Raw genomic sequence first — 22,866 nt, forward strand, 5'->3', positions numbered from 1 at the left:
CGGCGGCGTGCTGCTCGAAGTGCGGGACCTGCGGGTGGAGTTCCGGACGCGCGACGGGGTCGCGCACGCGGTCAACGGGGTGTCGTACGCCGTCGACGCGGGCGAGACCCTCGCCGTGCTCGGGGAGTCGGGGTCGGGGAAGTCGGTGACCGCGCAAGCGGTGATGGGGATCCTCGACACACCGCCCGGAAGGATCACCGGCGGGGAGATCCTCTTCCAGGGCAGGGACCTGCTGAAGGCGAAGGAGGAGGAGCGCCGGAGGATCCGGGGCGCCGGAATGGCGATGATCTTCCAGGACGCGCTGTCGGCGCTCAACCCCGTGATCCCGGTGGGGGACCAGCTCGGGGAGATGTTCGTCGTCCACCGGGGGATGTCGAGGAAGGACGCGCGGGCCCGGGCCGTCGAGCTGATGGACCGGGTGCGCATCCCGGCCGCCGCGCAGCGGGTGCGGGACTACCCCCACCAGTTCTCCGGCGGGATGCGCCAGCGCATCATGATCGCCATGGCGCTGGCCCTGGAGCCGGCGCTCGTCATCGCCGACGAGCCCACCACCGCCCTGGACGTCACCGTGCAGGCCCAGGTCATGGACCTGCTCGCGGAGTTGCAGCGCGAGTACCGGATGGGGCTCATCCTCATCACCCACGACCTGGGGGTGGTGGCGGACGTGGCCGACCGGATCACCGTGATGTACGCGGGAAAGATCGTCGAGTCCGCCCCCGTCCACGACATCTACAAGGCGCCCGCCCACCCCTACACCCGAGGTCTGCTGGACTCCATCCCGCGCCTGGACCAGAAGGGCCAGGAGCTCTACGCCATCAGCGGTCTGCCGCCGAACCTGACGCGCGTCCCCCCGGGCTGCTCCTTCCACCCGCGCTGCCCGATCGCCCGGGACGTCTGCCGCACGGACGAGCCCCCGCTGTACGAGGTGTCCGAAGAGCGCGGCAGCGCCTGCCACTTCTGGAGGGAGTGCCTGCATGGCGGCGACCAGTGAGCCGATCCTGGAGGTCAGCGGCCTCGTCAAGCACTACCCGCTGATGCGGGGCATCCTCTTCAAGAAGCAGATCGGCGCGGTGAAGGCGGTCGACGGGGTCGACTTCACCCTGGCCCGGGGCGAGACGCTGGGCATCGTCGGCGAGTCGGGCTGCGGCAAGTCGACGGTCGCCAAGCTGCTGTGCAACCTGGAACGGCCGACCGCGGGCACCATCAGGTTCAAGGGCGAGGACATCACCCGGCTGTCGGGCCGTGCGCTGAAGGCCGTGCGCCGCAACATCCAGATGGTCTTCCAGGACCCGTACACCTCCCTCAACCCCCGGATGACGGTGGGCGACATCGTGGGGGAGCCGTACGAGATCCACCCCGAGGCGGCCCCGAAGGGCGACCGGCGCCGCCGGGTCCAGGAACTGCTGGACGTGGTCGGCCTCGACCCGGAGTACGTCAACCGCTATCCGCACCAGTTCTCCGGCGGCCAGCGCCAGCGCATCGGCATCGCCCGGGGGCTGGCGCTGCGCCCGGAGGTCATCGTCGCCGACGAGCCGGTGTCCGCCCTGGACGTATCGATCCAGGCCCAGGTGATCAACCTCCTGGCCAGACTCCAGACGGAGTTCGACCTCTCCTACGTCTTCATCGCGCACGACCTGTCGATCGTCCGGCACATCTCGGACCGGGTCGGGGTCATGTACCTGGGCCGGATCGTGGAGATCGGCCGGGACACCGAGATCTACGAGCATCCGACGCACCCCTATACACAGGCGCTGCTGTCGGCGGTGCCGGTCCCCGATCCCGAGGCCCGCGAACGCCGTGAGCGGATCATCCTCAGCGGCGATGTGCCGTCCCCGACGGACATCCCCTCCGGCTGCCGGTTCCGCACCCGCTGCTGGAAGGCGCGCGAGCGGTGCGTCGTGGAGGTGCCGGCGCTGGCGGTCCCCGCCGTCTTCCGGGACACGGCCGGGCCCGCCGCCCACGACTCTGCCTGTCACTTCGCGGAGGAGATGCCCCCGACCGGGGGCCCCGCACCCGGTCCGGCGCCACGCGAGGAGGTGCGGGAGAACGGCAACGGGCCGGGATGACATGGCGCATCCCGGCCCGCTCACGGCACCCGCACGGCCGTACGCGGTTCAGCCTCGCGCGTCCGTATATCGGTACCGCTTCCGTGAAGTTGCCCGTCCGTTAACGCCGTTGGCGCCTGCTCGCGGGGTCAGGCCAGCGAGCGCCGGAGGAAGTCCAGCTGGAGCCGCAGCAGGTTCTCGGCGACGGTCTCCTGCGGTGTCATGTGCGTCACCCCGGACAGCGGCAGCACCTCGTGCGGGCGGCCCGCGGCCAGCAGGGCGGAGGAGAGCCGCAGGGAGTGGGCGACGACCACGTTGTCGTCCGCCAGCCCGTGGATGATCATCATCGGGCGGTGCGGCTCGGCCGGGTCGACGAGACCGGCGTCGCCGATCACCGAGTTGCGCCGGTAGACCTCGGGCTGCTCGTCCGGATGCCCGAGGTAGCGCTCCTGGTAGTGGGTGTCGTACAGCCGCAGGTCGGTGACGGGGGCGCCGACCACCGCCGCGTGGAAGACGTCCGGGCGGCGCAGCGCCGCCAGCGCCGCCAGATAGCCGCCGAAGGACCAGCCCCGGATCGCCACCCGGTCCAGGTCCAGCGGGAACCTGCCGGCGAGGGCGTGCAGCGCGTCGACCTGGTCCTGGAGCACGACCGCCGCGATGTCGTCATGGATCGCCTTCTCCCAGGCGGGCGAGTGCCCCGGGGTGCCGCGCCCGTCGGCGACGATCACGGCGAAGCCCTGGTCCGCGAACCACTGGGAGGTCAGGTGGGCGTTGTGCGCGGCGACCACCCGCTGTCCGTGCGGGCCGCCGTAAGGGTCCAGGAGCACCGGCAGCGGAGCGTCGCCGTGGTAGTCCCGTGGCATAAGCACGGCGCACGGAATTCGGCGTGCGCCCCCCTCGGTGAGGGTCACCCGGGGGGACATACCAGGATCTTCGGCGTACGACCGGACAGTGGCCGTCGGTTTTCCGTCACGCAGCACCTGGACATGGGCGCCCGGCCTGTCCAGCGTCGCGGACTGGAGCACCGTCACGCCCCCGGCCCGCACCGCCGCGTGCACACCGGGCTCCTGCGACAGCCGCTCCACACCCAGTTCGTTCACCCGGTACACATGGATCTCGCCGGTCTCCGGCAGCTCCGCCTCCGCGCCCGCCGAGGCGGAGACCAGCACGTCGTCCGCACCCACGTCCAGTACCGCACGGATGTGCAACTGCGCGCCGGTCAGCGGCCGTTCGCCGACCGTCAGGACCCGCGCCCCGCCCTCGTCCGCGATGCGGACAAGCTGCCCGGAGGGGCTCCAGCAGGGGGCGCCGGGGAACAGTTCCAGCCAAGTTGGATCTTCATCGGCGTGCACCATCCGGGTGGCCCCGGTGTCCGGGTCCACCGCCAGGAACAGCTGGCTGCCCTGGTCCCGCGCCTGCACCAGGAGCAGCGGCGCGCCCGCCTGTGACCAGTGCACACGAGCCAGATACGGGTAGCGCGACCGGTCCCACAGCACCTCCGTGCGCCCCCCGTCGAGGCCCAGCACGAACAGCTGGACGTCCGCGTTCGCCGTGCCCGCCGCCGGGTACCCGAACTCGTTCGGCCTGCGTTCCGGGTGGGCCGGATCCGCGATCCACCACCGCGCCACGGGCGTGTCGTCGACCCGCGCCACCAGCAGCCGGTCCGACCCCGGCGCCCACCAGAAGCCGCGCGAACGCCCCATCTCCTCGGCCGCGATGAACTCCGCGAGCCCGTAGCCCACGCCCTCCGCCTCCGGCTCGGCGAGCGCCCGGTCGCCCTCGCCCTCGGCGCCCACCACGCGCAGCGCACCCTGCGCGACGTAGGCGACGTGCCGGCCGTCCGGCGACGGACGCGGGTCGATCACCGGTCCGGGGACGGGGAGTTCACGCGCCGTACCGGCCCGCAGCTCGGCCGTGAAAAGCCGCCCTGACAAGGCGAAAGACGCCAGCTCCAGGGTGCCGTCGGTGGCGTAGCCGACGATGCCGGCCCCGCCCTCCCGGCTGCGCTCACGGCGCGCCCGCTCCTCGGGCGAGAGCTGTTCGGAGGCACCCTGGAGAAGGGCGCCCGGATCGGCCGCGAGGCGCTCGGCGCCCTCCGGCAGATCCAGCACCCACAGGGAGTTGGCCCGGTCCGTGCCCGAACCGGAGCGAAGGAAAGCGACACGCGAACCGTCGGGTGCCACGGTGAACGCACGCGGCGCGCCGAGCGTGAACCGCTGGGTCCGGGCGTGCCGACGGGGGAAGGAGTCAGCCTCGGTCGTCATACCCCGACCATATTGGCCATGCGCCCCCTTGTGCGGCCGTGCGCCGAGCGATGCGCGAGTACGGATAGTTATGATCACTACCGCTGTGTGGGTATGAACCTGCTGGCGTCCGCATGGATTTGCTCAACCGATCAGGAACAGCCGCGTCCCTGGGATCTTTGGAGGTGAGCCGCCGTGGCACTCTCGATTTCGGCGGTGGTGCTGCTGGCGATCATCGTCTTCTTGTTGATCAAGAAGTCCGGACTCAAGGGCGGTCATGCGCTCATCTGCATGCTGCTCGGCTTCTACCTCGCCTCCTCGACGGTGGCCCCGACGATCAGCCAGCTGACGACGAACGTCGCCAGCATGATCGGCAGCATCAAGTTCTGACGCCGTCGCGGCGGACCGGGTGTACACCGTGCGGTCACCGTTCGTCTCCCTGGTGACCGCCTCGTAGGGTGGTCCCATGACGGAACTGCCAGCCCGGCGTCTGCTGCTGGTGCACGCGCACCCGGACGACGAGTCGATCAACAACGGCGCGACCATGGCCAGGTACGCGGCCGAGGGTGCCCTTGTGACCCTGGTCACCTGCACCCTCGGGGAGCGGGGCGAGGTCATCCCGCCGCACATGCGGCACCTGACGGGACCCGCGCTGGGCGCGCACCGGCGCGGCGAGCTGGCCGCCGCCGTGCGTGAGCTGGGGGTGACGGACGCCCGGCTGCTCGGCGGCGCGGGCCGCTACGGCGACTCCGGGATGCTGGGCACCGCGGACAACGACGACCCCGGGTGCTTCTGGCGGGCGGACGTCGACCAGGCCGCGGGTCACCTCGCCGACGTGATCCTGGAGACCCGTCCCCAGGTCCTCGTCACCTACGACGACAACGGCGGATACGGACATCCCGACCACATCCAGGCCCATCGCGTCGCCATGCGCGCCGTGGACGTCGCGGCCGAGCGGGGCCACCGCATCGACAAGGTGTACTGGAACCGCGTCCCGCGCTCGGTCGTGGAGGCGGCCTTCACCCGGCTCCAGGACGAGCTGACCGCACTGCCGTTCGACAAGAGCGCGGTCGTGGACGACGTACCGGGCGTGGTGGACGACGAGCGGATCACCACCACCGTCGACGGCGGCCCGCACGCGGCCGCCAAGGCCGCCGCCATGCGCGCCCACGTCACCCAGATCGAGGTGGCCGGACCGTACTTCGCCCTGTCCAACGAGCTGGCCCAACCGCTGTTCACCACCGAGTACTACGAGTTGGTGCGGGGCGAGGGACGGCCCGGCGAGACGGACCTGTTCGCCGGCATCGGCGCCGAGGGGGCGTCATGAGCGGCGGTGGACAGGGCTCGATGCTCGCGCAGCCGCTGCGGCCGCCGTCCGCCGGACGCGCCGCCGCGTACGTGGGCCTGTTCGTGCTCGGCGGGGTCGTCGCCCTCGCCGGGACGCTGGTGCAGGCCGCATGGTTCCCCGGCGGGCTGCTGCTCGCCCTCGCGGGCGCGGCCGGGCTGTTCCTCGGCGGGTCGTACGCCACCCGGAGCCGGGGCGGGGCGGTGGCACCGGCCGCGGGCTGGATCGTCACCGTCATCCTGCTCACCACCGCGCGCCCCGAAGGCGACTTCCTCTTCGGTGCCGGCGGCGGTTCCTACCTCTTCCTGCTCGGCGGCATGGCTCTCGCTGTGATCTGCGCCACCCTCGGTGTGGGGCGGGAGCCCGGCGACGGCTCCGCCCGACTTGGCAAGTGACGTACCACTTTCGCCGTGCCGCGCACGTGCGAGTCCGGTGTGGGTTTCCTCGGCGGTCATGGGATACGCGCCAGAGGTGGCCAGTATGGTGGTGCGCGCCGCCGAGCCTCCCCCAAGGTCTCGACTTCGCTCGAGTTGGGGGGACCCCCAGAGTATTCAGGTCGCAACGGGCGGCGGAGCCAACTGGGAGAACCTGCCTTGAGTCGTGAAACTGACACTCCGTCCTCCGGTCCCAACGGGCACGGCGGAGCCGCATACCCCTCCGGCACGCCGCCGTACGGGACCCCCATGGCTTCCGACGACGCTGCGGACGCGGGCCGCTCGGCCGCGCGCCCGGAGGAACGCAAGACCGAGACCACGCTGACGACCCGGATCCGGATCAACATCCCCGGATCGCGGCCCATCCCGCCGGTCGTGGTGCGCAAGCCCGTCGCGGAGTCCGAGAGCACCCGGGACGAGGCCCCCGCCGCCGAGCCGCGGCCCCCGGCCGCCCCGGCGCCCGCCGGTACCGCCCAGGCCCCCGCCGAACCCCCGGCCGCCCAGGCCGAGGAGAAGGCCAGCGACTGGTTCGCGCCCCGCAAGTCCTCCCCCGGCAAGGGCGGAGCGGGCGGCGGAGGCACGAACGGGGCCGGGATTCCGGGCGGTTCCACCACCTCCACCGGCGCGTCGGGTGCCCGTCCGGGTGGTCCGGGAGCCACCGGTACGACCGGCACCACCGGCGCGCGCCCCGGCGGCGGCCGTCCCGGCGGTGTGGTCGGCTCCATGAGCGTGCCCGGCGCCTCGCGCTCCGGCGGCACGAACGGCTCCGGCCTGCCCAGCGCCACCGGCGGCCCCGTGGCCCCCGGCCACGGCGGCGGCACCGGCTCCTTCGACGTGACCGAGGCGCTGGCCGCGGGCCCGCTGGGCGGCGGCTCCCGCTCCGGTGCGGGCGGCGGCGACGCGCGCCGCGACGACCTGCCGTACTTCGCCGAGAACGGCGGGCAGGACGGCTTCGGCACCGGCGCGGGTGCCGGCGGCGCGCACGGCACGGGCGGTGCCAGCGGCTTCAACGGGCCGGGCGGCCGCGGCGGTGCGGGCGGCCCGCAGGGCCCGGCGGGCCCGACCAGCGGTCCGGTCACCGGTGACGGCCCCCTCGTCCCGCCGGCCGGCGGCCCCGGCGAGCCCTTCGACGGCGTGTCCGGCGCGGGCGGCTTCGGCGGCGCCCCGCGCAGCGCCCTCGCCGACCTCGACGGTCCCACCGGCCCCGGCCCCTCGGGAGCCACCCCCGGCACGGGCCCCACCGGGCTCGGTCCCGGTGGCGGACTCAGCGACGACACCGCGATCCTCACCCCGCAGAAGCCGGCCCCCGAACCGGGCACGCCCGGCTTCCGCGCCCCGGACAACGTCTCCGGACACACCGTCACCAGCGGCATCCCGGTCGTCCCGGGCGCCGGCGGCTCGCCGTTCGGCCCGGGCGGCCCCGCCGACGGACCGGCCCCGGCCACGGCACCCAGGTCCACCCCGGCCGCCGCGCCCAAGGCGGCGGCCAAGCCGAAGAAGAAGGGCCGCAGCAAGCTGGTGCTGCTCGGCGTCGGCGTGGTCGTGGTCGCGGGCGGTGTCTACGGCGCCGGCCTGCTGATGAACCACACCGACGTGCCCAAGGGCACCACCGTGCTCGGCGTCGACATCGGTGGCGGCACCCGCGACGACGCCGTCAAGAAGCTCGACGACGCCTTCGGCGGCAAGGTGAACAAGCCGCTGAAGCTGGCCGTGGGCGGCAGGACGGTCGCCCTCACCCCGGAGAACGCCGGTCTGCAGTTCGACTTCCAGGCCACCGCGAGCAAGGCCGCGAAGAGCGACTACAACCCGGTCTCCGTGATCGGCACCCTCTTCGGGCAGCAGCGCGTGGTCGACCCGGTCATGACGGTCGACGGGGAGAAGCTCCAGGCCGCGCTCCAGCAGGCCGGCGGCGGCTCCGGCTCGGTCACCGAGGGCGGGATCACGTTCAAGCCCGGCACGGCGGTCGCCGTGTACGGCAAGCCGGGCAAGGCCATCGACGCGGCCCAGTCGACGCAGGCGGTCGAACAGGCGTACCGCACGGCGGTGGAGACCGGCGCGTCCACCCCGGTCGACGTCCCGACGAGCACCAGCCGGCCGACGGTCCCCGACTCCGAGGTCGACCGCGAGATGAAGGAGTTCGCGAAGCCGGCGATGTCGGCCAACGTCACGGTGCGGACGGACGCGGCGCACTCGGTCCCGATGAGCCCGCAGAAGTCGCTGTGGAAGTTCCTGAAGGTGACGGCCGTCGACGGCAAGCTCGTCGACAAGCCCGACCTGGCCGCCCTGAAGCAGCTGTACGGCCAGGCCTTCGACGGTGTGCTCATCACCCGGGCCAACGGCGAGAAGACGCCGGTCACGCCCCAGGACGTCTACGGCGCCCTGCGTCAGGCGCTGATGAGCACGACCAACCGGGTCGCCGTGATCAGCACGAACCCGAACTAGCGGCGTCCGAGGGGGCGTCCGGCAGCGTGCGCTGTGCCGGGCGCCCCCTCGGCCGGTGTCACCCCGACGGCATGACATCTGTCATCCGGCTCTCGGGACCGCCGACACTGCCGGGGACGCGCCCCCTGCCGCCACGATGGGGAGCATGACAACGACAGCGGCACCGGCCACCACCACCCCGGTGGTCGGCTTCGACCAGGTGACCAAGACGTACGGGGCCGTCCGGGCCGTCGACGGCCTCTCGCTCCGGCTGTACCCGGGGGAGACCGTCGCCCTCCTCGGTCCGAACGGGGCCGGCAAGTCCACCACGCTCGACCTGCTCCTCGGCCTCAAGCACCCGGACGGCGGCACGGTGAGCCTGTTCGGCGGCACCCCGCGCGACGCGATCGTCGCCGGGCGGGTCGGGGCCATGCTGCAGAGCGGCGGCCTGATGGACGACGTCACCGTGGCCGAACTGGTGAAGCTCTCCTGCTCGCTGCACCCGAAGCCGTACAAGCCCGCCGACGTGATGGCCCGCGCGGGTATCGCGCAGATCGCCGACCGCAAGGTGAACAAGCTGTCCGGCGGCCAGGCGCAGCGGGTCCGCTTCGCCCTCGCCACCGCCGGCGACAGCGACCTGATCATCCTGGACGAGCCGACCACCGGCATGGACGTCTCCGCCCGCCAGGCCTTCTGGGCCACCATGCGCGAGCAGGCCGACCAGGGCCGTACGGTCCTGTTCGCCACCCACTACCTCGAAGAGGCCGACGCCATCGCCGACCGGGTCCTGGTGCTGCACCGCGGTCGGCTGCTCGCCGACGGCACCGCCGCCGAGATCAAGGCCAAGGCGGGCGCCCGCCGGGTCGCCTTCGACCTGGAGGGCGAGATCGACGAGACGGCCCTGCGCGCCCTGCCGTTCCTCACCTCGATCGACGTGTCGGGCCAGACCGTCCGCATCCAGTCCTCCGACGCCGACGCCACCGTGCACGCCCTGTACGGCCTCGGCGTCTACCCCCGCAACCTCGAAGTCGCCGGCCTCGGTCTGGAGCAGGCCTTCGTCGCCATCACGGAGGCCGAGGAGGCCAAGCAGTCATGAACTCGCTGATCAAGCTCGAACTGACCCGCGCACTGCGCAACAAGAAGTTCCTGTTCTTCTCGGTGCTCTACCCCTCGTTCATCTACCTGATCTTCGCCAGCAGCTCCGGCTCCGACCAGAAGGTCGGCGACACCGGCCTGACCGTCGCCACCTACCTGATGGTCTCCATGGCCTCCTTCGGCGCCCTGACCGCCGTCCTCATGGGCAACAGCGAGCGCATCGCCAAGGAGCGCGAGAGCGGCTGGGTGCGGCAGCTGCGGCTGACCCCGCTGCCCGGGCGCGGCTACGTCCTCGCCAAGACCGCCAGCGCGGCCGTGGTGAGCCTGCCGTCCATCATCGTGGTGTTCGCCGTCGCCGCCGGCGTCAAGCACGTACGCCTGGACGCCTGGCAGTGGCTCGCCCTCACCGGGGTCATCTGGGCCGGCAGCCTGGTCTTCGCGGCGCTCGGTGTCGCCATCGGCTACATCGCCTCCGGGGACGCGGTCCGCCCGATCACGATGATCGTCTACTTCGGTCTGTCGATCCTCGGTGGCCTGTGGATGCCGTCCACGACGTTCCCGCAGGTCCTGCAGGACATCGCGAAGTGGCTGCCGACGCACGCGTACGCTGCACTGGGGCGGGCGATCGAACAGAGCCAGGCCCCGAGCACGACGGACGTCGCCATCCTCGCCGTCTACTTCGTCCTCTTCGCGGGCGGCGCGGCCTGGCTGTACCGGAAGGACACGCTGAAGGCGTGAGTACGATGACGGAAGACCCGCTGGCCCGCGAGAAGCGGCCGGAACGCACCGTGACGATCGGCCAGGGGTCCCGCACCCGGCGCGAGCTGCGCGTGAAGGTGCTGTGGATCGGCGTCTGGCTGGTCTTCCTCAGCTCGCCGATCCAGGACCTCACCGGCGGCCACCACACCACCGGTGCCACCGTGGCCGGCGCGTTCGGCCTCGCCGCCTTCGTCGGGGCCTACCTGACGCTGGTCTTCCGCAACATGGGCCAGCCCTTCACGCCGGGGTTCGTGGTCTCCCTGCTCTCGGTCCTCGGCGTGCTGGCCCCCGTGCTGGCCCTCACCCTGGGCGAGTCCTGGCTCGGGCTCTTCGTCTACCTCTCGGTGGCCTGCGGGGCGACCCTGCCGGTCCGGGCGGCGTCCTGGGCGATCCCGGCCACCGGCGTGGTGATGTTCCTCGTCGGCCTGCACGACGGCCGGCAGGCGAACGACTACCTGATCCTCGTGGTCCTCATCGGGTTCGCGATGGTCGGCGTGGGCCAACTGGTCCGTACGACGATCGAGTTGCGCAAGGCCCGGGCCACCGTCGCCCAGCTCGCCGCGAACGAGGAGCGGCTGCGCCTCGCCCGTGACCTGCACGACCTGCTGGGCCACTCGCTGTCGCTGATCACGCTGAAGAGCGAGCTGGCCGGGCGGATGCTGCCCGACCACCCCGACAGGGCGGCCCAGCAGGTCGCCGACATCGAACAGGTCAGCCGGCAGGCCCTGGTCGACGTCCGCGAGGCCGTCACCGGCTACCGGCGCCCCCGGCTCGCCGCCGAACTCGCCGGGACCCAGGTCGCCCTCACCGCGGCCGGTGTCACCGCCGAGGTCCCCGCCGAACCGGACCTCGCCGGCGTGCCCGAGGAGGCCGAGTCCGCGCTGGCCTGGGCGCTGCGCGAGGCGGTCACCAACGTGGTCAGGCACAGCGGCGCCGACCGCTGCCTGGTCCAGCTGGTGCACCGCCAGACCCTGGACGGACCGGAGCTCGAACTCATCGTCGAGGACAACGGATCCGGCGGTTCCGGCGCGGGCCCCGGCAACGGCCTGACCGGTCTGACCGAGCGTCTGGAGAAGGCGGGCGGAAGCCTGGAGGCGGGCCGTGCGAAGCACGGTTTCCGGCTGGTCGCCCGCGTGCCCACGGCCACCCCGGTGGACGTAGGATCCGGTGCATGACGAGCACGATCAAGGTCCTGCTGGCCGAGGACCAGTCGATGGTCCGCGAGGCGCTGGCCGCGCTGCTCGGCCTGGAGGACGACATCGAGGTCGTCGCCCAGGTCGCCCGCGGGGACCAGGTGCTCGGGGCCGTCGGCGCGCACGGCGTGGACGTGGCTCTGCTGGACATCGAGATGCCGGGCTGCACCGGCATCGAGGCGGCGGCCCAGGTCCACCGGGCGTTCCCGCAGGTCAAGCTGGTCGTCCTCACCACCTTCGGGCGGCCCGGCTATCTGCGCAGCGCCATGGAGGCGGGCGCCGACGCCTTCCTCGTCAAGGACGCCCCCGCGGCCCAGCTCGCCGACGCGGTGCGCAAGGTGCTCTCCGGCGAGCGGGTCATCGACCCCACGCTGGCCGCCGCCGCGCTCGCCGAGGGCGCGAACCCGCTCACCGACCGCGAGCGCGAGGTGCTGCGCGCGGCGGCCGACGGCTCCACCAACGCCGAACTGGCCAAGGCCCTTCATCTCTCCCAGGGCACGGTCCGCAACTACCTCTCCACGGCCATCCAGAAGCTCGCGGTCCGCAACCGGGCGGAGGCGGTGCGGATCGCCAGGGAGAAGGGCTGGCTCTGAGGGCTCAGTTGAGCTTCGAGCGTGCCGTGCGCGCCTGCTGCCGCACCTTCTCGGCGGCCGGCTCGTCGACCACCTCGATCAGGTCGGCGTAGGAGTCCATCTCCTCGGCTCCCTCGGTGAACCGGCCGCGCTGCACGAGGAGTTGCCCGCGCTCGTAGCGCAGCCTGGCCGGGTGCGCGGGGATCAGCAGCGCCAGGTCCACCGCCCGCAGGGCGACGTCCGACCGCTCGGGCCGGGCCGTGGCCCACGCCCGGATGTTGTTCAGGATGCGCTGCACGACCTCCAGCGGCGCGGCGGGCTCCAGCATCGTGGGGTCCAGCGGCGCCCCGGTGGATCCCACGACCAGCAGCTCGGCGTCGGGGCCGGTCAGCACCCGGCCGCCGTCGAAGGGATCGGCCAGCACCTGCTCCCCGGCCGTCCCGAACCCCACCACGAAGTGCCCGGGCAGCGCCACGCCGTACACCGGGGCCCCCGCCCTGCGCGCCACCTCCAGCCACACCACCGACAGCAGGATCGGCAGCCCGCGCCGCCGCCGCAGCACCTCGTGCAGCAGCGAGGACTCCAGGCGCTGGTAGTCGGCGGGCGTCCCGTGGAACCCGTGGCGGGCGCCGAGCAGCCGGTGCACGGCCTCCGCCCACGCGCGCGGGCCGCCGGGCCGGTACGGCAGCTCGCCCGCGAGCCGGTCGAGATCGGCCTGTGCGGTGTCGATGCCGGTCTCGTCGAGCGAGCCGTCCGCCTCGGCCCCGATCAGCAGGCACAGCGCCGACAGGTCGGGCCGCTCGGACCCGGCCTCCTCGGCGAAGCGCCGGCGCAGCTCGGCGGACCGTTCCGGCCCGGGCGGATACGGCGGCGGCAGATAAGGGTGACGCATGGCAGGCTCATGCCCTTCCACGGCGGTTCCTACGACCGTTCACCACCACGACCGCCTTCCCCGGGCCGCCCCGCGGCGTCCGGCTCCCGGTAGTGGTGGTAGCTGTGGTGGCGGCTGAAGCCCAGGCCGGCGTAGAGGGCACGGGCGCCCTCGTTGTCCGTCTCGACCTGGAGCCAGGCCGCCGAGGCGCCCTCGTCCAGGGCGCGCCGGGCGAGCGCGGCCATCACCTCGGTGGCCAGCCCCTGACGCCGCCGGCCGGGGTCGACCTCCACGGCGGCGAACCCGGCCCACCGTCCGTCCACGACGCACCGCCCGATCGCCGCGGGGGGCTCGCCCTCCGCGCCCGGCACGGAGGCGAACCACACCGACGGCCCGCCGCCCAGCACCCGCAGGGCCACCTCGCTCACCCCCTTGCGCTGATACCGCGCGAGCCACGCCTCGTCCGCCCGCCGGGTGAGGACGACGTCCGCGCCCTCCGCCCGGTCCGCGACCGGCGCCAGGGCGCCCGTCCACAGCTCGGCGGTCACCTCCCGCACCCAGCCGCGCCGCTCCAGCTCCGCGCACAGCAGTTCCTGGGTGCCCTCGGCGCCGGTGGCGGTCTGCACGTAGGCGGCGAGGCCACGCTCGCCGTACCAGCGTCGTACGGCGTCCAGGGCCGCGTCGAGGGGCAGGCCGGGATCGCCGATCGGCAGCACGCTGTTGGCCCGCCGGGTGAAGCCCGCCCGTCGCCCGGCCACCACCCCGGCCGGACGCTCCCCCGGTGCCGAAAGCCCGGGGGCACCCCCGGGGCGCGGCACCTCCTCGACGGAGGCCCGCAGCTCCCACTCGCCGAGCCGCTCGCTCTCCACCGGGCGCCAGCCACGCGAGGCGATGTGCGCCAGTTCCGGATACGTGGCCGCGGGACCGCGGCGCCGGGCCGGAGCGGCCGGCACCACCTTGCCCGCGACCAGGGTGGATTCGGCGATCCGGACGCTCTGCCCGTCCCGTCGTGTGATCATGAGCACGCCATCATCCCATGATGTGAGAACACCGACCGTGTCGGTGAACTTCTCCGGCGCCGCACCCGGTTCGCCCAACCGCCTTACGGATACGCGTTTTCCCACGTCAGCGGGGGTGATGCGGACTTCGAGACGTCCTGACGCCGAGATTTCCACTGGTCAGTTCACCCCTCCTGTTCGGATCATGCTCCGGAACGGAGATACTAGGGGCGGGCATCGACGACGCCGCGCTCCCGCGCGCCAGGCGGCGGAGCCTGAGGAGGCCCGCCAGCGCCCTATCGAGGAGGAACGACAGCGTGACCTACGTCATCGCGCAGCCTTGTGTCGACGTGAAGGACAAGGCGTGCATCGAGGAGTGCCCGGTCGACTGCATCTACGAGGGCCAGCGGTCCTTGTACATCCACCCGGACGAATGCGTCGACTGTGGTGCCTGTGAGCCGGTCTGCCCGGTCGAGGCGATCTTCTACGAGGACGACACTCCGGAGGAGTGGAAGGACTACTACAAGGCGAACGTCGAGTTCTTCGACGAGCTGGGCTCTCCCGGCGGTGCCAGCAAGCTGGGGCTGATCGAGCGCGACCACCCCTTCATCGCCGCGCTGCCGCCGCAGGGCGAGTGACCGTCTGAGCGCCTAGCGGCCCCGAACCGCGCCGCCTCGGTCCCGTACGGCCCGATCGCCCACGATCGCCGCTGTACGGGACCGAGGCGTTTGCCGCACCGTACGAAAGAGAGCCTGATTCCCGTGTCCGCAGTCTCCGACCGCCTTCCGACGTTTCCCTGGGACAAGCTGGAGCCGTACAAGAAGACGGCCGCGGCCCACCCGGACGGCATCGTCGACCTCTCCGTCGGCACCCCGGTCGACCCGGTCCCCGAACTGATCCAGAAGGCCCTGATCGACGCGGCCGACTCCCCGGGCTACCCGACGGTCTGGGGCACCCCGGCACTGCGCGACGCGATCACCGGCTGGCTGGAGCGCCGTCTGGGCGCCCGCGGCCTGACCCACCACCACGTCCTGCCGGTCGTCGGCTCCAAGGAGCTGGTGGCCTGGCTCCCGACCCAGCTGGGCCTCGGCCCCGGCGACCGGGTCGCGTACCCGCGCCTGGCCTACCCGACCTACGAGGTGGGCGCCCGCCTGGCCCGCGCCGGGTACGAGGTCTACGACGACCCCCGCGAGCTGGACCCGGCCGGCCTGAAGCTCCTGTGGCTGAACTCGCCGTCCAACCCGACGGGCAAGGTCCTGTCCAAGCGGGAGCTGACGGAGATCGTCGCCTGGGCCCGGGAGCACGGCGTCCTCGTCCTGTCCGACGAGTGCTACCTGGAGCTGGGCTGGGAGGCCGACCCGGTCTCGGTCCTGCACCCGGACGTCAACGGCGGCTCCTACGACGGCATCGTCGCCGTCCACTCCCTCTCCAAGCGCTCCAACCTGGCGGGCTACCGCGCGGCCTTCGTCGCCGGTGACCCGGCCGTCCTGGGGCCCCTGCTGGAGATCCGCAAGCACGGCGGCATGATGACCTCCGCGCCCACGCAGGCCGCGGTCGTGGCCGCCCTCGGCGACGACGCCCACGTGCACGAGCAGCGCGAGCGCTACGCGGCCCGCCGCGAGGCCCTGCGGGCGGCCCTGCTCGGCCACGGCTTCCGCATCGAGCACAGCGAGGCGAGCCTCTACCTCTGGGCCACCCGGGGCGAGTCCTGCTGGGAGACGGTCGCCCATCTGGCCGGCCTGGGCATCCTCGTCGCACCGGGCGACTTCTACGGCGAGGCGGGCGAGCAGTTCGTCCGCGTGGCCCTCACGGCGACGGACGAGCGCGTCGCGGCGGCGGTGTCCCGGCTGTAGCCCGCACAGGCCGACGGGGCCCAGGGAAGCCCCTGGACCCCGTCGCCGTCAGCGGGTGCTCAGGTGAGCGGGAGCCCGTGGACCGGCAGGTTCGACGTCGGCAGCCCGCCCTTGGTGAGGGAGTCCGTCGGCAGCCCGCCCTTCGTCGCACCGGCGGCGGTGTCACCGAGGGCGCCACCCGCGGCCCCGGCCGCGGACCCGGCGGCCTGCTGCGCCGCGGGCGCCGCCTTCTTCACGGCGGCGCCGCCGGTCCTGCCCGCGGCCGGCACCGCGTTCTTGACCGCGTTGCCGCCCGCGTTGCCCGCGAGCGACGTGACGTTCTGCGTGGCACCGTCGACCGTGTTGCCGACGTGCGCCCCGTCCAGCGCGGTCAGGCCGCCCAGGTTCGGGGTGGCCGCCGGCAGGTTCGTGGCCGCACCGGCGGAGCCGGCCGCACCGACCCCGGCGGCCGCTCCCGCTGCGACAAGCAGCGCGGCACGGGCGATCCGGCGGGTCAGAGGGAGGGACATGATGCTCCATTCGACGGGAGAGAACGGTGGTGTGTCCGAGCTCGGACGCCGTGACTACCGCTCGAAGCCCGCGAAGGTTGCGGACGCCCCGGGTAAAGAATGGATAACGCATCGCATTATCAGGTGTGGATAAAAACGGGCAAAGAAGCGCTGCCCGAAAATCAGCAGAATCCTTACGGCCCTTGATTTCCCTGGGTTTCCGGGCCTGGACCCGGCCTTCGCCCGACGAGCGGGCCCCGCGGGGCCGCGTCACTCCCGCGGGCGAGAGCCCGCACTACTGTCCGGTCACGATCCGGACGGCGCCCACCGACTGCTCCGCACCGGCGGTCCCGGCGGCGGCGCTCGTCCACCGGCTGCCGCCGCTCCCCGCGCTCCATTCCCGCCCCGCGTACGCCACCCGCCGGATGTGCAGCGTCGAGGCGTTGGCCACCGCCCAGTGCGCCAGCTGCCAGCCCCGCTCGCGCTCCGTGCGCCCGGTCCGGTCCGTCCTCGTGCCCAGCGGCACCGGAACGGTCACGGTGCGCCCGTTCGCGGTCGCGGTCACGCTCGGCCGGGGAGACGGCGAGGGCACGGGAGTGCCGCCCACCTCCGCACCGGTCTCCTGCAGCGCGTCCCGCCCGAAGTCCCGCACCAGCGCGGCCCGCACCGCGTCCGGACCCGTCGCCTCGGCCGCGCCGTCCGGACGTCCGTCGCAGGTCAGCGTGGCCGCCGCCTGCCCGGTCAGCGCCGCCGCGAGGAGCCTGGCGTCCGGTTCGTGCTTGGCGTACGCCTCCGGGTAGCCGCTGCGCTGCACCCGCTGCGCGGCCACCGTCAGCGGAAGGTCGTCGTAGTCGGGCACCTTGGCCAGGTGGGCGTAGAAGATGCCGGCCGCGTACGTGGGGTCCATGATCTGCTGCTCGGTGCCCCAGCCCTGGGAGGGCCGCTGCTGGAACAGGCCGAGCGAATCCCGGTCTCCGTGCTCGATGTTGCGCAGCCCGGACTCCTGGAGCGCGGTGGCGAGCGCGATCGTCACGGCCCGCTCGGGCATGTTCCGCCCGGTGCCGACGGCGGCGATCGTGGCCGCGTTCACGGCCTGTTCGGGCGTGAAGTCGTACGACGTCCCGGCGCCCGAGGCCGGGACCACCGTGCAGCCGCGAGCCCCGCCGCCCCCGGTGACGTACTGCACCACGAGGTAGGCGGCGACGCCGCACAGGACCAACAGGGCCGCGGCGAAACGGAAGAGGCGACCGCGACGCTTGGGACGGGTGGGGGACGGCTCTGACACGCGTACAAGGTACTGGAGTCGCCCCGGGCCCCCACCAGGGGTCGGCACAGTGCGGGCCCGGGGGCCCGCACCTGCGGCGCGCTAGGGTCGGGGCCATGGCCGACACCTCGCTTGACCTCACGCTGGACGCCGCCGCGCTCACCGCGCGGCTCGTGGACTTCGCCTCCGAGAGCGGCACCGAGAAGCCGCTCGCCGACGCGATCGAGACCGCGCTGCGCGCCCTGCCGCACCTGACGGTGGACCGGTACGGCAACAACGTGATCGCCCGCACCCGCCTGGGCCGCGCCGAGCGCGTGATCCTGGCCGGCCACATCGACACCGTGCCGATCGCGGACAACGTCCCCTCGCGGCTGGACGAGGACGGCGTGCTGTGGGGCTGCGGCACCTGCGACATGAAGTCGGGCGTCGCGGTCCAGCTGCGCATCGCGGCCACCGTCCCCGCCCCCAACCGCGACCTGACGTTCGTCTTCTACGACAACGAGGAGGTCGCCGCCCACCTCAACGGCCTGCGGCACGTGGCCGAGGCCCACCCGGAGTGGCTGGCGGGCGACTTCGCGGTCCTGCTGGAGCCCTCCGACGGCGAGGTCGAGGGCGGCTGCCAGGGCACCCTGCGGGTGCTGCTGAGGACCAAGGGCGAGCGGGCCCACTCGGCGCGCGGCTGGATGGGCGCCAACGCCATCCACGCCGCCGCCCCGGTCCTCGCCCGTTTGGCGGCCTACGAACCGCGGTACCCGGTGATCGACGGTCTGGAGTACCGCGAGGGCCTGAACGCGGTGGGCATCAGCGGCGGGGTCGCGGGCAACGTCATCCCCGACGAGTGCGTGGTGACGGTCAACTTCCGCTACGCCCCCGACCGCACCGAGGAGGAGGCGATCGCACACGTCCGCGAGGTGTTCGCGGACTGCGGCGTCGAGGAGTTCGTGGTCGACGACCACAGCGGCGGCGCGCTGCCCGGCCTCTCCCATCCGGCCGCGGCGGCCTTCATCGAGGCGGTGGGCGGCACCCCGCGGCCCAAGTACGGCTGGACCGACGTCTCCCGGTTCTCCGCGCTCGGCATCCCCGCCGTGAACTACGGCCCCGGCAACCCGCACCTGGCGCACAAGCGCGACGAGCGCGTCGAGGTCGCCAAGGTCCTGGCGGGCGAGGAGCGGCTGCGCAGCTGGCTCACCGCGTAGGTGACGGGCACGGCACACGCGTGCCGGACATGCGCATGTCCCCCCTCCGTAACCCGCGTAGATCTAGTCTGACATCGAACTACCCGGCAAGCGGAGGGAGCGCACATGCCTACCGGCAACCCCGTGGGGAAGAAGCAGCCGCCGGACGAGCAGCGACTCGGACCGGTCCTCCGAAGACGAGGTCAGGTGACGGCCAGTACGACCGACCAGCGGCTGCTGGACGAGCGTGCCCCCACGGACTGGGTCCACACCGACCCCTGGCGGGTCCTGAGGATCCAGTCGGAGTTCATCGAGGGCTTCGGCACCCTCGCCGAGCTTCCCCCCGCGATCAGCGTGTTCGGTTCGGCCCGGACACCGGTCGACTCCCAGGATTACGACGCCGGGGTGCGGCTCGGCCGGGGGCTGGTGGAGGCCGGCTGGGCGGTGATCACCGGTGGCGGTCCCGGGGCCATGGAGGCGGCCAACAAGGGCGCGTGCGAGGCGGGCGGCGTCTCCGTCGGGCTCGGCATCGAACTGCCCTTCGAGCAGGGCCTGAACCCCTACGTCGACATCGGCCTGAACTTCCGCTACTTCTTCGTCCGCAAGATGATGTTCGTGAAGTACGCGCAGGGCTTCGTGGTGCTGCCCGGGGGCCTCGGCACCCTCGACGAGCTCTTCGAGGCGCTGACCCTGGTCCAGACCCAGAAGGTCACCCGCTTCCCGATCGTCCTCTTCGGCACCGAGTACTGGGGCGGCCTGGTGACCTGGCTCAGGAACACCGTGGTGGCCCAGGGCAAGGCGGCCGACAAGGACCTGCTCTTGTTCCACGTCACCGACGACGTGGCGGAAGCGGTGGCCCTGGTGTCGAAGGAAGCGGGCCGCTAGGCCCCGAGCGGCGTTCCGCCCTCCGGATCCCGGCGCGGAGGGCGGATCCGGGGGCGGATCCCCGGCGGCTAGGCCAGACCCCGGCGGGCGACCGAGGGGGCGCGGTGGCCGGCGATGGCCGACACCATGTCCAGCACCTGACGGGTCTCGGTGACCTCGTGGACGCGGTACACCTGCGCCCCGAGCCACGCGGACACCGCGGTCGTCGCCAGCGTGCCGAGCAACCGCTCCTTCACCGGCCGGTCCAGCGTCTCCCCGACGAAGTCCTTGTTGGACAGCGACACCAGCACCGGCCACCCCGTGGCGATCATCTCGTCCAGCCGCCGCGTCGCCTCCAGGCTGTGCCGCGTGTTCTTCCCGAAGTCGTGCCCGGGGTCGATCAGCACCGACTCCCGCGGCACCCCGAGCGACACCGCCCGCTCCGCCAGCCCCACGGTCACGTCCAGGATGTCGGCCATGACGTCGTCGTACGTCACCCGGTGGGGACGGGTACGCGGCTCGGCACCGCCCGCGTGCGTGCACACCAGCCCCACCCGGTGGCGCGCCGCCACCTCCGCGAGCCCGGGGTCGACGCCGCCCCACGCGTCGTTCAGCAGGTCGGCGCCCGCCTCGCACACCGCCTCGCCGACCTCGGCCCGCCAGGTGTCGACGCTGATGACCACGTCCGGGAAGCGGCGCCGCACCTCGGCCACGAAGCCGACCGTCCGCCGCGTCTCCTCCTCGGCGGAGACCTCCTCGCCCGGCCCGGCCTTCACGCCGCCGATGTCGATGATCGCGGCGCCCTCGGCCACCGCCTGCTCCACCCGGGCGAGGGCCGGCTCGTCACGGAAGGTGGCCCCCTGGTCGTAGAAGGAGTCCGGGGTCCGGTTGACGATCGCCATGATCACCCGTTCGTGCGGCCCGAATTCCCGCCTGCCCAGCCTGAGCATCCGCTGTGACCTCTCCTAGTACGTCCGGCAGTACGACCGCCTGCGACCCTAACTGTCACACTCGCATGGCACGATCGGACCCTGACAGATTCAGCGTCCGGCACAGCGTCCGGCACGAAGCGTGGGGACCCTAAGGCGATGGTGATGTTCTTGTTCCTGGTCGTCGCGCTGGCCGTCGTGGTCGCCGCGGTGACACTCGCCGTGGTGGGTGGCGGCGAGAGCGGCCCGCTGCCCGAGGTGGCGCCCGAGCGGCTGCAGGACCCGCTGCCCGTGGACCGCCCGGTGAGCCGCGGCGACGTGGAGAGCCTGCGCTTCCCGGTCGCCCCGCGCGGCTACCGCATGGCCGACGTCGACGACGCGCTCGGCCGCCTCGGCGCCGAACTCGCCGAGAGCGAGTCCCGCATCGCCGACCTGGAGTCCGCGCTGGCCGGCGCCCGGGCCGCCGCCGCGCACGCCCGCCTGGACAAGCACGACCGGCCGGAGGACCAGCGATGACCGTCGCCGTCGCCGGGCCGGACGGCGCGCTGCGCTGCCCGTGGGCCCTGTCCACCGACGACTACGTGTCGTACCACGACGAGGAGTGGGGCCGCCCCGTCCACGGCGACGACGCCCTCTTCGAGCGGGTCAGCCTGGAGGCCTTCCAGTCCGGCCTGTCCTGGATCACGATCCTGCGCCGCCGGCCCGGCTTCCGCGCCGCCTTCGCCGGCTTCCGCATCGAGAAGGTCGCCGCCTTCACGGACGAGGACCGCGAGCGGCTGCTCGCGGACCCCGGCATCATCCGCAACCGCGCCAAGATCGACGCCACGCTCGCCAACGCGCGCGAGCTCGCCGGCTGGGCGGAGGGCGAACTGGACGAGCTGATCTGGTCCCACGCCCCGGACCCGGCCGGGCGCCCGGTGCCGAAGACGCTCGCCGACGTCCCGGCCGTGACCCCCGAGTCCACCGCCCTGTCCAAGGCGCTGAAGAAGCGCGGCCTCAGATTCGTCGGGCCGACGACGGCCTACGCCCTGATGCAGGCCTGCGGGCTGGTCGACGACCACCTGGAGACCTGCGTGTCCAGAAGCGCCCGGTAGGAGGCGGGGGAACCGCGCGAGCGGCCGTGCCGCGGCGCGGTTCCCGCGGTGCGTCACCGCCCCAGGTACTTCGGCTTCTCCTTGTTCACGAAGGCCTGGACGGCGATGGCGTGGTCCTCGGACTGCCCGGCCCTCGCCTGCAGCTCGTCCTCCTTGTCCAGCGTCTCCGACAGGGAGTGCGTCAGCCCGAAGGCCACCGCCTCCTTGATCGCCGCGTACGCCACCGTCGGCCCCTCCGCCAGCGCCCGCGCCGTCCGCTCCGCCTCCTCGCGCAGCGCGGCCGCGGGGACGACCCGGTTGGCGATGCCCAGCTCCAGGGCGTCCTGGGCGCTGATGGTGCGCGGGAAGAGCAGCAGGTCGGCGGCGCGGCTCGGGCCGATCACCCGGGGCAGCGTCCAGGAGATGCCGGAGTCCGCGGTCAGCGCCACGCCCGCGAAGGACGTGTTGAAGGCCGCGGTGTCGGCGACGATCCGGTGGTCCGCGGCGAGCGCGAAGCCGAAGCCCGCCCCGGCCGCGACGCCGTTCACCGCGGCGACCACCGGCTTCGGCGCCCCCGCGAGGGCCCGGACGATCGGGTTGTAGTGCTCCTTGACCGTGCTCATCGTCTGCCCCGACCCGGTCTCCCGGTCGGCGGCCAGCAGCCCGATGTGCTCCTTGAGGTCCTGGCCCACGCAGAACGCCCGCTCCCCGGCGGCGGTCAGCAGGATCGCCCGTACGGCCGTGTCCCCGGCCGCGGCTTCGGCGGCCTCCCGCAGGGCGACCTTCGTCGCGATGTTCAGCGCGTTCATCGCCTCGGGGCGGTTCAGCGTGATCGTCGCGAGCCCGTCGCTCACCTCGTAGAGCACGGTGTCGGCCATGGCTTCCCCTCTGCTATCGCGGCTGGTGACGTACCGCTCAGTACGTCGATGTCTGAGGACAGCATGGCGGAGATCGCAGGACCGGGGCCGGACCCGACGTGTGACCTGCGTCAAAGAAAACCGGAGCCGAGCCGGCCGGCGGGTCTCCGTGCGGTGGCGCAGTATCGCAGCCACATCCCCGAATTGAGTGGTTTTGCTCGCGCGCGTTGCCCAAGCGATGCCGACTGATGTTGGTCATCGGGTCCTGAGATGCGGGATAATGGCTTGGAAGCAATGTGTTCGATGCCGGTGTCGCGTGTCCGTCCGGGCCGCGGGTGCCCGCCCGGGCGCCGTCGGCAGACGATGAGCCTGGTTTCAGGAAGGGGA

Annotated in this window: 23 protein-coding genes; 16 read left to right on the top strand and 7 right to left on the bottom strand. The window is 72.9% G+C overall.

Annotated elements, in window-relative coordinates:
- Positions 1-7: 7 nt before the first annotated feature.
- Positions 8-991, top strand: a complete 984-nt coding sequence (locus tag ACZ7FF_RS23775; protein WP_470814271.1) for an ABC transporter ATP-binding protein — start codon at positions 8-10, stop codon at positions 989-991.
- Positions 975-2,066, top strand: coding sequence for an ABC transporter ATP-binding protein (locus tag ACZ7FF_RS23780; RefSeq protein ID WP_470814272.1), 1,092 nt, complete (start codon positions 975-977; stop codon positions 2,064-2,066). The genes ACZ7FF_RS23775 and ACZ7FF_RS23780 overlap by 17 nt, the downstream gene beginning before the upstream one ends.
- A gap of 128 nt (positions 2,067-2,194) precedes the next feature.
- On the opposite strand, the gene ACZ7FF_RS23785 is transcribed toward ACZ7FF_RS23780, so the two are convergent.
- Entirely contained in the window at positions 2,195-4,309 is a 2,115-nt protein-coding gene (locus ACZ7FF_RS23785) for a S9 family peptidase (protein ID WP_470814273.1), read from the bottom strand.
- Positions 4,310-4,483: 174 nt separating this feature from the next.
- Here ACZ7FF_RS23785 and ACZ7FF_RS23790 point away from each other — a divergent pair, with 174 nt between their 5' ends.
- The 8 genes from ACZ7FF_RS23790 (at position 4,484) to ACZ7FF_RS23825 (ending at position 12,128) form a co-directional block, all read left to right on the top strand.
- Positions 4,484-4,678: a hypothetical protein gene (locus tag ACZ7FF_RS23790; RefSeq protein WP_470814274.1), complete on the top strand. Its 195-nt coding sequence runs from the start codon at positions 4,484-4,486 to the stop codon at positions 4,676-4,678.
- A gap of 76 nt (positions 4,679-4,754) precedes the next feature.
- Positions 4,755-5,615 carry an N-acetyl-1-D-myo-inositol-2-amino-2-deoxy-alpha-D-glucopyranoside deacetylase gene (gene mshB, locus ACZ7FF_RS23795; RefSeq protein WP_470814275.1) on the top strand — a complete coding sequence of 287 codons (861 nt, stop codon included), beginning with the start codon at positions 4,755-4,757 and terminating at the stop codon, positions 5,613-5,615.
- The gene (locus ACZ7FF_RS23800) at positions 5,612-6,028 is read left to right on the top strand and encodes a DUF6113 family protein (protein ID WP_470814276.1); all 417 of its coding nucleotides are present in this window, start codon (positions 5,612-5,614) and stop codon (positions 6,026-6,028) included. Before mshB ends, ACZ7FF_RS23800 begins: the two co-directional genes overlap by 4 nt.
- A 198-nt stretch (positions 6,029-6,226) precedes the next feature.
- Positions 6,227-8,509: a hypothetical protein gene (locus tag ACZ7FF_RS23805; RefSeq protein ID WP_470814277.1), complete on the top strand. Its 2,283-nt coding sequence runs from the start codon at positions 6,227-6,229 to the stop codon at positions 8,507-8,509.
- 145 nt (positions 8,510-8,654) lie between these two features.
- Positions 8,655-9,584, top strand: coding sequence for an ABC transporter ATP-binding protein (locus ACZ7FF_RS23810; protein ID WP_470814278.1), 930 nt, complete (start codon positions 8,655-8,657; stop codon positions 9,582-9,584).
- Positions 9,581-10,321: an ABC transporter permease gene (locus ACZ7FF_RS23815; RefSeq protein ID WP_470814279.1), complete on the top strand. Its 741-nt coding sequence runs from the start codon at positions 9,581-9,583 to the stop codon at positions 10,319-10,321. The genes ACZ7FF_RS23810 and ACZ7FF_RS23815 overlap by 4 nt, the downstream gene beginning before the upstream one ends.
- Before the next feature lie 5 nt (positions 10,322-10,326).
- On the top strand, positions 10,327-11,517 hold the full coding sequence (locus ACZ7FF_RS23820) for a sensor histidine kinase (protein WP_470814462.1): 1,191 nt from the start codon (positions 10,327-10,329) through the stop codon (positions 11,515-11,517).
- A complete protein-coding gene (locus ACZ7FF_RS23825; protein ID WP_470814280.1) occupies positions 11,514-12,128 on the top strand; it encodes a response regulator in 615 nt (204 codons plus the stop codon). The genes ACZ7FF_RS23820 and ACZ7FF_RS23825 overlap by 4 nt, the downstream gene beginning before the upstream one ends.
- A gap of 4 nt (positions 12,129-12,132) precedes the next feature.
- On the opposite strand, the gene ACZ7FF_RS23830 is transcribed toward ACZ7FF_RS23825, so the two are convergent.
- Together ACZ7FF_RS23830 and ACZ7FF_RS23835 are read right to left on the bottom strand one after the other, a co-directional pair.
- Positions 12,133-12,999 (bottom strand): SirB1 family protein, encoded by an 867-nt coding sequence (locus ACZ7FF_RS23830; protein WP_470814281.1) that lies wholly within the window; start codon positions 12,997-12,999, stop codon positions 12,133-12,135.
- 29 nt (positions 13,000-13,028) lie between these two features.
- Positions 13,029-14,153, bottom strand: a complete 1,125-nt coding sequence (locus tag ACZ7FF_RS23835) for a GNAT family N-acetyltransferase (RefSeq protein WP_470814282.1) — start codon at positions 14,151-14,153, stop codon at positions 13,029-13,031.
- A 140-nt stretch (positions 14,154-14,293) separates the two neighbouring features.
- On the opposite strand from ACZ7FF_RS23835, the gene fdxA reads away from it, so the two are divergent.
- Together fdxA and ACZ7FF_RS23845 are read left to right on the top strand one after the other, a co-directional pair.
- The gene (gene fdxA / locus ACZ7FF_RS23840) at positions 14,294-14,614 is read left to right on the top strand and encodes a ferredoxin (protein WP_018561461.1); all 321 of its coding nucleotides are present in this window, start codon (positions 14,294-14,296) and stop codon (positions 14,612-14,614) included.
- A gap of 123 nt (positions 14,615-14,737) precedes the next feature.
- A complete protein-coding gene (locus ACZ7FF_RS23845; RefSeq protein WP_470814283.1) occupies positions 14,738-15,829 on the top strand; it encodes a bifunctional succinyldiaminopimelate transaminase/glutamate-prephenate aminotransferase in 1,092 nt (363 codons plus the stop codon).
- A gap of 59 nt (positions 15,830-15,888) precedes the next feature.
- Here the strand turns inward: ACZ7FF_RS23845 and ACZ7FF_RS23850 are convergent, their stop codons facing one another.
- On the bottom strand, positions 15,889-16,338 hold the full coding sequence (locus ACZ7FF_RS23850; RefSeq protein ID WP_470814284.1) for an ATP-binding protein: 450 nt from the start codon (positions 16,336-16,338) through the stop codon (positions 15,889-15,891).
- Between the two features lie 274 nt (positions 16,339-16,612).
- A complete protein-coding gene (locus ACZ7FF_RS23855) occupies positions 16,613-17,602 on the bottom strand; it encodes a VldE C-terminal domain-containing protein (protein WP_470814285.1) in 990 nt (329 codons plus the stop codon).
- A 95-nt stretch (positions 17,603-17,697) separates the two neighbouring features.
- Between ACZ7FF_RS23855 and dapE the strand changes: the two genes are divergently transcribed.
- Together dapE and ACZ7FF_RS23865 are read left to right on the top strand one after the other, a co-directional pair.
- A complete protein-coding gene (gene dapE, locus ACZ7FF_RS23860) occupies positions 17,698-18,777 on the top strand; it encodes a succinyl-diaminopimelate desuccinylase (RefSeq protein ID WP_470814286.1) in 1,080 nt (359 codons plus the stop codon).
- Between the two features lie 105 nt (positions 18,778-18,882).
- Complete coding sequence (locus ACZ7FF_RS23865) at positions 18,883-19,641, top strand: LOG family protein (protein ID WP_470814287.1); 759 nt, start codon at positions 18,883-18,885, stop codon at positions 19,639-19,641.
- 68 nt (positions 19,642-19,709) lie between these two features.
- On the opposite strand, the gene folP is transcribed toward ACZ7FF_RS23865, so the two are convergent.
- Positions 19,710-20,570: a dihydropteroate synthase gene (gene folP / locus ACZ7FF_RS23870; protein WP_470814288.1), complete on the bottom strand. Its 861-nt coding sequence runs from the start codon at positions 20,568-20,570 to the stop codon at positions 19,710-19,712.
- Positions 20,571-20,708: 138 nt separating this feature from the next.
- Between folP and ACZ7FF_RS23875 the strand changes: the two genes are divergently transcribed.
- Positions 20,709-21,065: a DivIVA domain-containing protein gene (locus tag ACZ7FF_RS23875; protein WP_470814289.1), complete on the top strand. Its 357-nt coding sequence runs from the start codon at positions 20,709-20,711 to the stop codon at positions 21,063-21,065.
- Positions 21,062-21,643: a DNA-3-methyladenine glycosylase I gene (locus tag ACZ7FF_RS23880; RefSeq protein ID WP_470814290.1), complete on the top strand. Its 582-nt coding sequence runs from the start codon at positions 21,062-21,064 to the stop codon at positions 21,641-21,643. The genes ACZ7FF_RS23875 and ACZ7FF_RS23880 overlap by 4 nt, the downstream gene beginning before the upstream one ends.
- A 53-nt stretch (positions 21,644-21,696) precedes the next feature.
- Here ACZ7FF_RS23880 and chcB read toward each other — a convergent pair whose 3' ends face one another.
- A complete protein-coding gene (gene chcB, locus ACZ7FF_RS23885; protein WP_470814291.1) occupies positions 21,697-22,500 on the bottom strand; it encodes a 2-cyclohexenylcarbonyl CoA isomerase in 804 nt (267 codons plus the stop codon).
- Between the last annotated feature and the right edge of the window lie 366 nt (positions 22,501-22,866).

This window comes from Streptomyces sp. NPDC037126, assembly GCF_055605965.1.